Genomic DNA, 12,838 nt, shown 5'->3' with positions numbered 1-12,838 from the left:
TCGCTCTGGGGAAGCCGTTACTCTCAGTAATATTGGTGCTGTCTATGATGATTTAGGGGAGAAACAGAAGGCATTAGACTACTACCAACAGGCTTTACCCTTATTGCAGGCAGTAGGCGATCGCAGTGGAGAAGCCACTACCCTCAATAATATTGGTCGTGTCTATGATGCTTTAGGGGAGAAAAACAAGGCATTAGACTACTACCAACAGGCTTTACCCTTACTTCAGGCAGTAGGGGATCGCTCCGGGGAAGCCGGACTTCTCAATAATATTGGTGCTGTCTATTCAGATTTAGGGGAGAAACAGAAGGCATTAGACTACTACCAACAGGCTTTACCCTTAAGACGGGCAGTGGGCGATCGCGCAGGGGAAGCCACTACTCTCAATAATATTGGTCGTGTCTATTCTGCTTTAGGGGAGAAACAGAAGGCATTAGACTATTACCAACAGGCATTACCCTTATCGCGGGCGGTGGGAGATCGCGCAGGGGAAGCCAATACCCTCCACAATATCGGGGCTGTCTATTCTGCTTTAGGGGAGAAACAGAAGGCTTTAGACTACTACCAACAGGCTTTACCCTTATCGCGGGCAGTGGGCGATCGCTCACAGGAAGCCACTACTCTCAATAATATTGGTTTTGTCTATCGGGATCAAGGAAAACCAGAAGTGGCGATTGACTCCCTAGAAAAATCCGCTAATCTGATTCTGGAGCTACGGCGGGGAGTTAGCCGTTCCTTGCGGGCAACTTTCCTAGAAAGTGAGCAAGGGACAAGCATCGCCCTAGTAGGTCTCCTCATTCGCCAGAATTCCCCTCAGAAAGCTTTTGAATGGGCAAATCTCAGCACCACTTTTGACCTCGTGGATTACGAGCGCCTTGCGGGAAGCGAAGGACAAGTCAAAAATCCCGTCGCCAATCAAGCTTATCAGGAGTGGAAAGCACAGGCACGGCAACTGGAAGCCCTGCGCCAAGAATTACAAACCAACTTCAGCGACACCCTCTCCCAACAAGTCCTGCAACAACGAGCCGCCCTCAGCGAACAAGCGGAAATCCTTGTGGAAAAATACCCCGAATTAGCCGATTTACTGGAAATTACCCCCACCGACCTCGCCCAACTGCAAGCCAACCTACCTGCTAATACCACCCTCCTCCAACCCGTCCTACTCACAGGCAGAAATAACATTGAACATACCGTTGCCCTCTTTACCCTCACCCGTACCACCCTTAAGGTTCAGCAAGTTCCCGTCCCTAAAGATCTTAATGAGCGTCTGCAACGCTACGCCAGTCAACTGGAAAGCGACCTAGAAATCGTCGATCGCGCCCTCAGTTCCCAACTCTATGACCTGCTGATTCGTCCCATTGAAGGCCAAATTGCCCCGAATCAAACCCTGGCCATCATTGCCACGGGTGCTTTGCAAAGAATCCCCTTTGAAACCCTCTACGACAACCAAACTCAACAGTATCTCCTGCAAAAATATCCCATTCACTACCTCACCCGTCTGAGTAAAGTGCAGCCCCAACCCACGCCGAAAGTCAATAATCCTAGTGTCCTCGTCTTTGCTAATCCCCGTCCCACCCAAGTCGAATTAATCGGGACAGAAGCTCAAGCTGACTTTCTGCAAAAAACCTATGCCAACAGCCAAATCTACAAACACCAACAAGCTACCCTAGATACCTTTTTAAGTCAATCGCCTCGGTTTCCTATTCTGCACTTAGGCACTCATGGTTGTTTCCGTCCAGAGGGGTGTCCTAGCCTAGGCATGAAACCGAATACCCTACTGTTTGCCAACAAGAGAGAGTATGAACTCAAAGATGCCGTGAAACTGGGACTGCAAAACACCGAACTGATTACTATTGGCGCTTGTGAAACGGCGCGGGAAGTGGATGGAGTCGGTTTGGCGGGTTTGGCCTATGTTTGGGAAAGAGCGGGGGCGAAAACTACCCTCGCCAGTCTTTGGAATGCCACCGATTTTGTGCAACATTCCCAACAAAACAGCCCAGAATTGCCCACGGCGGCGATTTTAAATCAATTTTATACTAATTTACAACAGGGCATGACCAAAGCGGAAGCCCTCCGTCAAGCAAAACTCGCCCATATTGACCTTCATCCTTTCTTTTGGGCGGCGTTTATCCTGATTGGAGATGGTCAAGAGTTGGGAGCAAGTGGCAGGTAGCAGGGAGCAGGGGGATCGCCACCCCCCTTATCAAGGGGGGCAGGGGGGATCAAAGACAAAATCTATTGGCTAAAAAAACGGTACACTGATAATTGATAACTGATCACTGATCACTGCTTATGCCTCCTCGTTGGCCCCGTCAACCCGATCGCAAAAACGATCCCGCTTTCCGACGTTTAGATGATCGCATGAATTTCGCCGTTCATGTAGCGGGTTTTTTAGCGATTAATTCAGGGTTGTGGTTCTTTCATATCATTAAATTCTCCGATTGGACTTGGTTAAATCTGTTCACGGGAATTTGGGCTATTCTATTGGTGGGACATTTGATTTATATAGCGGCGATCGCTAACTACTCGGTAACATCCCATGGCTAACACAACTCAGGACATCGAAAATCTGGCGGCCCAAATCGGCGACAATATCTACATTGACGTGGCTAAATGGCATCTCTATCTCCGGGAAGCACATTTACACAGCGTCGTTGCCGAAAAAGTCTTCCCTTTGCTCGAAAACGACAGCTTAAGCGAGAATGCAGTCATGTCTATCCTGCGGGAGATTAAAGTCACCCTCGGAGGAGGTCATCTGCAAGTTTCTCTAGCGGATTTGTTACCCAGCAAATGTCAGATAGATTTAATCGATTTGCTAGAAGAATACCAAAAAAGTTTCTAGAATTCCCCAATAGTATGCCCGATAACTCGCAACTATAGGGTTGGCTGAATAAATCTAAAAACATTGTCCGATAAGTACTGGTCCTTGGAGTGATCCGGGGGAAAATTCAGGGACTTTTCCCCTGAAAATGGCTAAAACCCCACACCCCACACCCCACACCCTACCCCCACCGAAAAACTTTTTCAGCATACCCTAGTTAGAAATAGTCCCCCAGAAGCAAACTATGGAAATAGGTGTTCCCAAAGAGATTAAAGATCAAGAGTTTCGCGTCGGTTTGAGTCCTAGTAGTGTGCGTGTACTCAATGATCGCGGTCACAGGGTATTTGTGGAAACGGCCGCCGGATTGGGTGCTGGATTCAGCAATGAGGATTACCAAAAAGCTGGGGCCAAAATTGTGGAAAAAGCGGCCCAAGTTTGGGATAAACCGCTAGTTGTCAAGGTAAAAGAGCCGCTTAAGGCAGAATACGGCTTTTTAAACAAGGAAGCTCTCCTATTCACCTATTTACACTTAGCGGCCGAGCGCTATTTAACGGAAGCATTAATCGAGTCGGGAACAACTGCGATCGCTTATGAAACGGTCGAGCTTGCCGATGGTCGCTTGCCTCTCTTAACTCCCATGAGTGTTATTGCCGGTCGTCTTTCGGTACAATTTGGGGCCCGCTATCTGGAAAAACAACAGGGAGGTAGGGGAGTTTTACTGGGGGGTTTCCCCGGGGTGAGTCCTGGACAAGTGGTTATCCTTGGCGGTGGTGTGGTGGGTACGGAAGCGGCTAGAATTGCCATCGGTATGGGGGCAAAAGTAACTATTTTAGATATTAACGTCGAGCGCTTGGCCTATTTAGAGACTTTATTCGGTTCCAGGGTAGAATTGCTTTACAGTAGCCCGGCACAATTAGAAAATGTGGTTCCTAAGGCCGATTTATTGATTGGGGCAGTGCTAGTCTTGGGAAAACGAGCGCCGACCCTGGTTTATCGCTCTTTAGTCGCCAAAATGAACCCTGGTTCTGTAATTGTCGATGTGGCAGTGGACCAAGGCGGCTGCGTGGAAACCCTGCGGGCCACTTCCCACAGTCAACCGACTTACTTGGAGTCGGGAGTAGTACATTATGGAGTGCCTAATATGCCAGGAGCAGTCCCCTGGACGGCAACCCAAGCTTTAAATAATAGTACCCTACCCTACGTTATTAAATTAGCCGACCATGGGGTAAAAGCCTTGGATCAAGATGTTTCCCTCGCTAAGGGGTTAAATGTCGCCAATCATCGGTTAATTCATCCAGCAGTGCGCGAAGTTTTTCCCGATTTGATTTGAATGTCAAAAAGGTGCGACTGAATTATTTTGGGCTGCTAGGAAAATCAGTCGTATCTATCTTAACAATTAAAACAGGATTAAGGTGGTTAATTCACTTGTACTTTATATATCTTGTTGGTTATAATCAGGGAATATCATCCCTAGGAAAATATTAAGGTAAAATGGTCAAATTTATCGATTTATTTGCCGGCATTGGAGGCTTTAGAATAGCTTTTGAAAATCTGGGTTGTCAGTGTGTTTTTTCATCGGAGTGGAATAAATTTTCTCGAAAAACCTACGAAGCCAATTTTAACGATAGTCCCGAAGGAGATATTACTTTAATTCCCGCTTTAACAATACCAGATCATGATATATTGACGGCTGGGTTTCCCTGTCAGCCTTTTAGCATAGCTGGAGTAACTAAACACAATGCGTTAGGTACTCGCCATGGATTTGATCATCCCACTCAAGGAACACTTTTTTTCGAGGTTGTCAGAATTATTCGAGAAAAAAGACCGAAAGCATTCATTTTAGAAAATGTCAAAAATTTACAGAGTCATGACAAGGGTAAAACATTTGAAGTGATTAGAAATACCCTATCAGAGGATTTAAATTATCATATTTATTATCAGGTCATAGATGCTCGTTCTCTTGTTCCCCAGAACAGAAAAAGAATTTTTATAGTGGGGTTTGAGAAACCTAGCCGATTTATGTTTCCAGAAATACCAGATATTCATCCTAAAATTAAAGATATTCTTGAAGGGGAAGTTGATAGTAAATATACTTTAACAGATCATCTCTGGGATTACTTACAGAAGTATGCTGATAAACATAAAGAAAAAGGGAATGGTTTCGGTTATGGATTGGTTAATTTAGAGGGAATTGCCAGAACTTTGAGTGCTAGATATTATAAAGATGGTTCCGAAATTTTGATCCCTCAACAGGGAAAAAATCCCCGTCGTCTAACACCAAGAGAATGTGCAAGATTGATGGGATTTCCTGAAAAATTCATTATTCCTGTATCTGATAATCAAGCTTATAAACAGTTTGGTAATGCGGTTGTACCTCCTGTAGTAGAGGCAATAGGAAGGGAGATATTGCTAAGTCTGAATAATCCTATTTTAGATCAGAAAAATTTGCTTGATTCATCTCGCAAAAATCCAATTATCAAACAATTAGAACTTGCCCTAGTTTTTTAGTCCTAAAGATTTATGAGTGATATCTATAGCTTTAATGTTCAGGAAAATGAATTAATCGAGACAATTAAGAATGCTTATTATATGCAACCGGTGATCTCGAAAATAGACGCTATTTTAGCAATTCAAGATGTAGAGATATATCAAAATGCTTTCAATTATCTCTATGAAGTTATTCAAGGCTCAAAAGATGAAGTAGAAAAAATTATTAAACAAAGAAAGCTTCAGGGATTGATAAAAGATGAAAAACAAACTGCCAAAGCTGTGGTAGGAAACATATTTCCCTATGCGGTTATCTATATTTTTCTCAAAAATAAGGAGATCAAGAATATTGATCAACGTATTTATATAACTAATAAAAAATCTGCTGTTCGAGGATTTGAAAATATATCCACTATTAAATTGGGTGATGGAGAACAACAAAAACCAGATTGTGATTTGATCATTTATTCTTACCATACTTCTGCAAATATAAGTGATGGTAATAATCAAGAAATACCCTATCCTAAATGTATAATTTTATCGTTAAAAACTTCTTTGCGAGAAAGAGCATCGCAAACCTATAAATGGAAACTTTTGTTAGAAATAGCTAATGATCATGGTTCTAAAATTAAGGAAAAATACGGCATTAACTATAATGTTCCAGAAATTCCTCTTATCTGTTTTGTTACAGTTAATTTTTACAACGAAATTAACAATCCTCAACAACGAGGAATGTTAAAATTTTTTGATAAAGCATTTTTGGCCAAAAAATTAGATAATGAAAAAGAGACGGATTTAAATAGACAAAAATCCCAAGATTTTATTAGTCCCTTATCAGAGTTAGTAGATTTTGTTAGAGACTTTTTTAAACTGTAAAGTCAGGAAAAATTACACATTATTTTAGGAGTTATCAACGAACAGCAAGAGGATTTTACTAGACTTGATTTTTCGGAAAAGATCAAAACAGAAACCGAGGCAATCAGAAAAGTTAGAATCGGACAAAACTTTTTTAGAAAGACAATTTTAGCCCTATATAACTATCGTTGCTGTATTACAGGAAATCCCATTCCTCTGTTATTAACAGCTAGTCATATATTACCCTGGAGTCAATTTCCCGAACAGCGTTTAAACCCTCATAATGGCCTGTGCCTAGCTCGTACTCATGATACTGCTTTCGATCGAGGTTTAATTAGTTTCGATGAGGATTTAAGATTAATTATTGGCCATGAGATCAAAAAAAAGGCTCAGGATCAAGGTAGCGAGACGTTAGAACTAAATTTTATCAACTATCGCGGTAAAACTTTAAATGTTCCCGATCGCTTCTCACCAGATTTAGATTTTTTAAACTATCATCGCTATCATATATTTCAGGGTTAAAAATAGGATAAGGTAAGTTAAATTCTCAATTGCATTACTTTGTTTATAATTGAGTTTGTCTAAAACATTTCTGCAATTATGGAATGTAATGACTATCCTGTTCTCCTCAGCTTGTATGTAAAGTTTTATGTACGGATTCAACATTTCTGACCTAGGCGGTTATCTATATTTTTCTCAAAAATAGGAAATCATACTAAATCCGTTGAGTATAGGCTACATATCAGGAGAGGGAATAGGCACTCATGCAATAGGCAAAAGTGGCAATAAATAATCAGTCTTTAATAACCAGATTTAGGATTAAGATAAAATTATTGTACTATCAACGGATATCGCTTAAAAAAACTTACTCACAGGGATTTTACCAAAATGTCTAACGAAACCGTTACTTATAGTCTTGAATCCATCCTTAAGGAAATAAAAGACAGCATCAAGGATGTTAACCAGAAATTTGACAGCCTACAGAAGAATCTTAACCAGAAATTTGACAAAATCGACGAACGGCTAACTAAACTAGAGGTGGGACAGGCAAAACTAACTGAGAAAGTCGATGGGATGGATAGAAGACTAGAAAAGGTGGAAGGAACCCAAAAAAATCAAGTTTGGACGTCAATTATTCTTTTAGGATAGGCCATCGGCACGGCAGCGGGGCGCTCTTTCTTTTCTGGCAATCCTTAGAAATATTGTCATAATTTCTCATTTTATGGTAGTTATGAGGGGAAATTGGCAGATGTGAAACTCAGGTTAAAAATAAGAGATGTCTAACCCATCCTGCCGATAATTATGCTTTACGATACCTAAATTATCACGTTCGGCATCACGACAAAGCCCCGTTGTCAGGAAAACGGGGTCGCGGGCGCTCGACGGGATCGCTACTTTCACCCCTATCCAGAAGGTTTAGATTTTCGATTTTAGTTTGCCGCGCTTCGGGACGGCTTTCGCCCGCGCTTCGGGGTGAATAATCCTAACCGTCACCTTCCCCACCCCATTCCCTTAAAAAGGCGAACACCGCATGAAAGAGATTTTGTGTTGTGGGCGGAAGATAACTATAAGGCCATAAAAAAATGTTGAAAGGCCGCGCTCCCAGTTGCTCTCTATATCTAAAAGTATCTTGCTCCGACAAACTCACCACTGCATCGAGTCTTTCGGCCAGGGCGATACAGTTCCGAAAATTTTCGGTGGCATAACATTGAACGTCAAGCTGATTACACCGACCCCCTGTGACTAAATTTGCCTGAAATGGCTGAATACTGCAAAAAATCGGTTTCCGGTACTGATAATCTAGAGATTGGAACTCCCTCTCCGAATAATGGGCAAAAAAATGGTCATCGACCTGAATCCCATCCCCGTGACGCGCTTCATGGATCAGTTCAGCGACGCTCAGGGAACGGTACTGGGGCGACTGAACCCAGACCACCGGCATTAACCTGTACTCTCGCGCCTCCCGACTCACCCGCCTCTGTACCTCATCGGACACTCCCCGAAAATCCAAGAAGACCACCTTATAGTTTTGGCTTTGGATGTCTTTCATGACCTGGCCGAGGGTGTTAGTGGACGAATGAAACCGAATTTGAGGTTGAGAAAGCCAAGTTCCATTGGGAACTCCTGCGATCGCTAATCCTGGACAGAGGCATCCCCACAAAGTTGCCAGCCAAATTCCCGTTTTCTGAGATGGTCGTCGGTGCTTCTTGGTCAATAACCTAACCATTGTTCGCATCTTCCCTCCGATTTTTCCACTCCGCCCCGCATACTGTAATTCTCGATCCGCCCATTTCTCCATTTTTTTGATGACCTCGACCTCGATTCCTTCTTTCAAAACTATACCCATCAATCATTTGCTCTTTTTTTAAGTTTTTTACTTTTTTGTTAAGAAAGATTCCAACCGATATCGGCCTTACCTAGGGTTTGCTGAAAAAGTTTTTCGTGGGGGCAGGGTGTGGGGTGTGGGGTGTGGGGTGTGGGGTTTTACCGATTTTCAGGTAGTCAGTTACCTAATTTTCAGGGAAAAAGTACCTGAATTTTACCCCCGATCCCTCCAAAGGTCGGCACTTTTTGAGGAAAAAAAAGTCTAAAAGCCTTATCCAACAAGGTTTTTAGATTTATTCAGCAAGCCCTTGGTAGAGTTCCTGTTTGGCTACAGGATTTTTCCCCACACCCTACCCCCTACACCCTACCCCCTCTCCACACTTCAGGCTGGTTGTCACCCCTTCAGCTTTTAGTGCTATTTTGCTGAAGAAACTATCAGTATAGACCCCGTTTCCACACAGAAACCAGAAGAGCCAGAATTCTCGCCAGCTCTTAGTGAAAAGGCAAAGTTGACCGAGTGGAATCTAAATCAACGCCACTAACTGCAACTGGGCCATCGGGCGTGATCTCGATCTCGTATTGACCGGGTTGGCTGGGTACATCGGGTAAATGCCCTTCGGCTAAAGCGCGTAACAAGGGGAATGGGTCGATGTCGAAGCGAACGAGACGCGGTTGTCCATCGATGAGCGTGGCGATAACAGCCCGCTCGAACTCCAGAACTTTTAGCAGTTGGGGGAGTTGAAGGTCGAGAGAGCGCAAGTATTCGGCGAAAGCTTCCACTTCGGTGGTCGAGAATTGATGGGGCGGGGCTTTCGACCAAAAATCGGCTAGGATAGCGCGGAAGATGTCCGGCCCGATAGCCAGCATCATCAGACGGGAAGTTAACCTGATGGCACTGACGATCATCGAAGCGCGAAATTCTTGAATCAGGCGGTTGATAATTTGGACTCCGGGGTCGGCGGTCAGTTCTCGTGCTATTTCGTCCGGTAGAGAGCGGCCGATCACCAAACTGCCTAAGAGCCACTCCCATCTACTCGGGGAAACGGCAGTACCCCCTATCGCCCCCCCGTTCGTTTTCGGGACGGGATAAGAGATTTCTTGGGAGAGTCGGCCGGGTTTCCGAAGTTCCCAGAGTTCGTGTAGTCGTTCTATCTGTTCTCGGACTAAATCCAGGCCGACAACGGGAATGAAAGAGGGAAAAATCTCGAAAATAATGGCTTTCAAGTTTGGCAAGGTGGGAATGACCCGTTTAGCCAACTCGAATAAGGGAGCGGGTATTTCCCCGGAATGAGCGTCTAGCCAGAAACCCCCCAACTTCATGCCACCCGCTAGATGAATTTCCCAGACCCGATCGAGAGGAAGTCGGGATAGGTAAGCTTCGAGCGACTGACGACCGTTGAGTTGGTTAGCCCAGAGGTTATGAAGATCCAACAACAGCCCACAATTGGCAGTTTCGATAACGCGGGCGACGAACTCGCCGTCTTCCATTTCCCCGGGCCGGGGTCGCAGGTAATTGACCCCAGTTTCCACCGCGATCGGCACGGGTAAAGCGGTTTGAAGATCCCCGATCGATCGAACGGCGGTCTCGACTCCTTCTAGTGTTTGGAGGGGAGGCAAGAAAAAGCCCGTGTGGAATTCCGGGGTCGCGTTAAAGCTAAGATGCTCGCTCATCCAAGGCGAACCGAGACGGTTGATCGTCTGCCGCAACAGTTCTAACTGCCCTCGATCGGGGCGAACTGTCCCGCCGACGGGAATCCCGACGCTATGGACGAGCTTTTTTCCCGGAAGCCCAGCGAGACGCTCGAAAACTTTCTCTAGCGTTCGGTAGCGTCGAGGAGCTTGCCCAGTCTCGATCCACATCGTCTGAGGCTCGATTTCTAGGACAGGAAAAAGTTCCGGGCGTTGTTCTAAAAGAGGCTCTAGTTCTGGTGAATAGGTAATCCCAACGCCCATTTCCGGAAGTCGAGAATTAGATTTTGCCAAATGCTTGTACATTCAACTTTTTATCAACGGTAATCAGGTCTAACTCGTTGCGAAAGGCGATATCGAATCCCGAGTGACATGCGGGACATCCGAGACGGGCGACAATACGGGCGATCGCTTCCTTCACCCGTTCGATATCGTTACTAATCCCAGCATCTAGCACTACGCTCACCCCACCGGCCCGCGCACCCAAGTCTCTGTCCATAAGTTCCGGGATTGGCCGATTCAATGGCGTGACTTTCCGCACGGGATCGAGGATAAATTCCCGCTCGTGAAGGAAAGTACAAGCCGCCCCGGAAAAGCAGGGCTTACAACCCACGCGACCCATAATTTCCGCGATACTGACCTGCAAAGCTTCTAGATTATAGGCGACTTCAACGGGTAAAGTGACTCTGATCGGGCCGCTCAAGCCGAGTTTATGTCTGTGACTAATCGATTGATCCGCTTCAATAACCATTTGATTTTCTCCTGATTCAATATTCCAGAGGACAGAATCTTCCGTACTCTCGATTAGCTCGTTGTCTTGAAAGATTTTAAAGAAAATATCCGGCCGCCGATCCAGAAACACTTCTCGGAAGTAGGACTCGTCGAACATTATCTGAAAATCTCCGCCTTCCCCCGTGACGGCACTGCCCAGCAGGTCGTCATAGATTAAGTCTTTATCCCAAGCCTCAACTCGGAGTCCTGAAATACTGGAACGAGTTTGACGGTCGATAACACGACCCAAAATTTTCCATGTTGTCATGGCAATTTACCCGGGGATGAGCTTGGTGGTCGGAAAACTCCTAACACTATTATCAATAAAAGATTATCAGTAAGACACTGTTCGATATAGTTCGATATAGCGCATCTGAATACTAGGAAGATAATTGGTTTCAGCCCTCGTTTTGACGACATTGGTTGTCTCTTGAGAGATTTTAAAAAGCTTTCCGCACCACTAAGAGGGGTTAAGTTTAATTGTTGATGGTTCGATATTTGGTTTAAAGCAAAAATCGAGAAACTCCGAAAATGTTGCCATTCTTCATAAGACCATCGCTTTATAGCTCTTTTTACCTTACCGAGGTATCGACAAGTTTTGCCAACAAAGGGTTTAAGCCTCTTGACTACGCCTCCTTCTGATGAAAATTGCTATAATCTTATAAATAACAGGTTTTATGCGTTTAAATATCTATCTTTAGTAGTAAATTGCCGCTGTTCTCGACTTTGTGTAATAGTTTTTGCTTAAGGAATCGTGAAATGCTTATCGAGTAAGACTTTTGTCCCGATTCTCTAAACTTTGGCGATAGACAAAACCTCAAGAATATAAGCCTGTTCTGTAATTGAGGCAATTACTTTACGAGTCATAACACTCCCCACACATCCCACATTCAATCTTATACCAATTCTCCAAAATGTGAATACAGATAGGATAGAATATCATATTAGTAGAGTTAAAGGAAAAATATGGCAGGAGTTTATAAGATAGAAATATCTGAAAGTTAAGCAGAACTCAAGGAACTGCTTAGAAAAGAAAAAACTGGTTCAGGAAAAGAAAGAATACAATTATTGTACTTGTTAAAGACAAAAAAGGCAAAAACAGTGACAGAAGCCGCGGAAATGATAGGAAGAAATAGAGTCACTGTACAAGATTGGTTAGGAAAATATCGTCAAGGGGGACTGGAAAAATTATTGTCTAAAAAAGTCAGTACAGGAAGACCAAGAAAAGTTCCTCAGTGGGCAGAAAAAGCCTTAGAAAAAAGATTAAAAGAAAAGGAATATTTTTAAATATTTTTAGAATTAGTTTCTGAATATTTTGCTGATAGTATTTTGATAATACAGTTAGATAATGGCAGGTTTCATAAGGCAAAAAACCTGAAAATACCTGACAACATTATTCTCATGTTTCAGCCACCGCATTACCCAGAATCTAATCCAATTGAACAGATTTAGCAATATCTAAAAAAAGGATTGAGATGGAAACTACCTAGAGACTTAGAGGAATTACGTTTGTTAATTGGTCAACGACTCGAAGAAATGAACAAAGAGGTAATTGCTTCAATTGTTGGACGAGGTTATATCCTGGATGCTCTATCTGTAGTTGGCATTTAGAGAATTGGTATAACCTCGGTCAGCAAAAACTTTGCCAAACAGGGATTGTAGCAATTTGTTCACGGGTTTACGGTCGTCCACATTGCCTGGAGCAAGGTGAACGTTGAGCAATTCCCCCTCCTCTCCACAGAGGTTTTTCCCGTGCGGCTAAATTGTCAAACACCCGATGACTACTGATGCGGCGATTATGGCAGACCTGAATTTTGGTGGCATCGACAAAGCTAATCCCCGTGCAACGACCAAAACAATGCTTCAAGTAAACGCATAAGGGGATGAGAG

13 protein-coding genes and 1 pseudogene are annotated in these 12,838 nt (G+C 43.9%); 10 read left to right on the top strand and 4 right to left on the bottom strand.

What is annotated here, in order from left to right; genetic code table 11:
* The 8 genes from IM450_RS05345 to IM450_RS05310 form a co-directional block, all read left to right on the top strand.
* A partial coding sequence (locus tag IM450_RS05345; RefSeq protein WP_287709506.1) for a CHAT domain-containing protein occupies positions 1–2,173 on the top strand: 2,173 nt, incomplete at its 5' end.
* Positions 2,174–2,292: 119 nt separating this feature from the next.
* Positions 2,293–2,547, top strand: coding sequence for a hypothetical protein (locus IM450_RS05340; RefSeq protein WP_002761850.1), 255 nt, complete (start codon positions 2,293–2,295; stop codon positions 2,545–2,547).
* Positions 2,540–2,842, top strand: a complete 303-nt coding sequence (locus IM450_RS05335) for a DUF3181 family protein (protein WP_004162977.1) — start codon at positions 2,540–2,542, stop codon at positions 2,840–2,842. The genes IM450_RS05340 and IM450_RS05335 overlap by 8 nt, the downstream gene beginning before the upstream one ends.
* 223 nt (positions 2,843–3,065) lie before the next feature.
* Positions 3,066–4,151 (top strand): alanine dehydrogenase, encoded by a 1,086-nt coding sequence (gene ald / locus IM450_RS05330; protein ID WP_287670649.1) that lies wholly within the window; start codon positions 3,066–3,068, stop codon positions 4,149–4,151.
* Between the two features lie 161 nt (positions 4,152–4,312).
* Positions 4,313–5,329, top strand: a complete 1,017-nt coding sequence (gene dcm / locus IM450_RS05325; protein ID WP_287670647.1) for a DNA (cytosine-5-)-methyltransferase — start codon at positions 4,313–4,315, stop codon at positions 5,327–5,329.
* Positions 5,330–5,341: 12 nt separating this feature from the next.
* Positions 5,342–6,184 (top strand): BsaWI family type II restriction enzyme, encoded by an 843-nt coding sequence (locus tag IM450_RS05320; protein ID WP_287670645.1) that lies wholly within the window; start codon positions 5,342–5,344, stop codon positions 6,182–6,184.
* 18 nt (positions 6,185–6,202) lie between these two features.
* Positions 6,203–6,685, top strand: a complete 483-nt coding sequence (locus IM450_RS05315; RefSeq protein ID WP_353736982.1) for an HNH endonuclease — start codon at positions 6,203–6,205, stop codon at positions 6,683–6,685.
* Positions 6,686–7,051: 366 nt separating this feature from the next.
* The gene (locus IM450_RS05310) at positions 7,052–7,312 is read left to right on the top strand and encodes a hypothetical protein (protein WP_002801831.1); all 261 of its coding nucleotides are present in this window, start codon (positions 7,052–7,054) and stop codon (positions 7,310–7,312) included.
* Positions 7,313–7,646: 334 nt separating this feature from the next.
* Here the strand turns inward: IM450_RS05310 and IM450_RS05305 are convergent, their stop codons facing one another.
* The 3 genes from IM450_RS05305 to IM450_RS05295 all read right to left on the bottom strand — a co-directional run bounded on the left by IM450_RS05305 (position 7,647) and on the right by IM450_RS05295 (position 11,216).
* Positions 7,647–8,510, bottom strand: coding sequence for a hypothetical protein (locus IM450_RS05305; protein ID WP_287670643.1), 864 nt, complete (start codon positions 8,508–8,510; stop codon positions 7,647–7,649).
* A 470-nt stretch (positions 8,511–8,980) separates the two neighbouring features.
* Positions 8,981–10,441 (bottom strand): DUF692 domain-containing protein, encoded by a 1,461-nt coding sequence (locus tag IM450_RS05300; protein WP_287670641.1) that lies wholly within the window; start codon positions 10,439–10,441, stop codon positions 8,981–8,983.
* A 16-nt stretch (positions 10,442–10,457) separates the two neighbouring features.
* Positions 10,458–11,216: a hypothetical protein gene (locus tag IM450_RS05295; protein ID WP_287670639.1), complete on the bottom strand. Its 759-nt coding sequence runs from the start codon at positions 11,214–11,216 to the stop codon at positions 10,458–10,460.
* Between the two features lie 752 nt (positions 11,217–11,968).
* Between IM450_RS05295 and IM450_RS05290 the strand changes: the two genes are divergently transcribed.
* Both IM450_RS05290 and IM450_RS05285 read left to right on the top strand, forming a co-directional pair.
* The gene (locus IM450_RS05290; protein WP_353736981.1) at positions 11,969–12,235 is read left to right on the top strand and encodes a helix-turn-helix domain-containing protein; all 267 of its coding nucleotides are present in this window, start codon (positions 11,969–11,971) and stop codon (positions 12,233–12,235) included.
* A gap of 183 nt (positions 12,236–12,418) precedes the next feature.
* The gene (locus IM450_RS05285) at positions 12,419–12,559 is read left to right on the top strand and encodes a hypothetical protein (protein ID WP_157404754.1); all 141 of its coding nucleotides are present in this window, start codon (positions 12,419–12,421) and stop codon (positions 12,557–12,559) included.
* On the opposite strand, the pseudogene IM450_RS05275 reads toward IM450_RS05285, so the two are convergent.
* Positions 12,545–12,838, bottom strand: a pseudogene (locus tag IM450_RS05275) (transposase); the annotation flags it as partial. The gene IM450_RS05285 and the pseudogene IM450_RS05275 sit on opposite strands and share 15 nt — an antisense overlap.

The sequence above is a fragment of the Microcystis sp. M083S1 genome (assembly GCF_020246405.1).
Lineage (GTDB): Bacteria > Cyanobacteriota > Cyanobacteriia > Cyanobacteriales > Microcystaceae > Microcystis > Microcystis aeruginosa_C.
Note: the sequence above shows the minus strand (reverse complement) of the source record. Positions and strands in the feature narration are given on the sequence as shown.

Coding starts and splice junctions, on each gene's coding strand:
- IM450_RS05340 (WP_002761850.1), top strand. CDS start 2,293: ATGCCTCCTCGTTGGCCCCGTCAACCCGATCGCAAAAACGATCCCGCT.
- IM450_RS05335 (WP_004162977.1), top strand. CDS start 2,540: ATGGCTAACACAACTCAGGACATCGAAAATCTGGCGGCCCAAATCGGC.
- ald (WP_287670649.1), top strand. CDS start 3,066: ATGGAAATAGGTGTTCCCAAAGAGATTAAAGATCAAGAGTTTCGCGTC.
- dcm (WP_287670647.1), top strand. CDS start 4,313: ATGGTCAAATTTATCGATTTATTTGCCGGCATTGGAGGCTTTAGAATA.
- IM450_RS05320 (WP_287670645.1), top strand. CDS start 5,342: ATGAGTGATATCTATAGCTTTAATGTTCAGGAAAATGAATTAATCGAG.
- IM450_RS05310 (WP_002801831.1), top strand. CDS start 7,052: ATGTCTAACGAAACCGTTACTTATAGTCTTGAATCCATCCTTAAGGAA.
- IM450_RS05305 (WP_287670643.1), bottom strand. CDS start 8,510: ATGGGTATAGTTTTGAAAGAAGGAATCGAGGTCGAGGTCATCAAAAAA.
- IM450_RS05300 (WP_287670641.1), bottom strand. CDS start 10,441: ATGGGCGTTGGGATTACCTATTCACCAGAACTAGAGCCTCTTTTAGAA.
- IM450_RS05295 (WP_287670639.1), bottom strand. CDS start 11,216: ATGACAACATGGAAAATTTTGGGTCGTGTTATCGACCGTCAAACTCGT.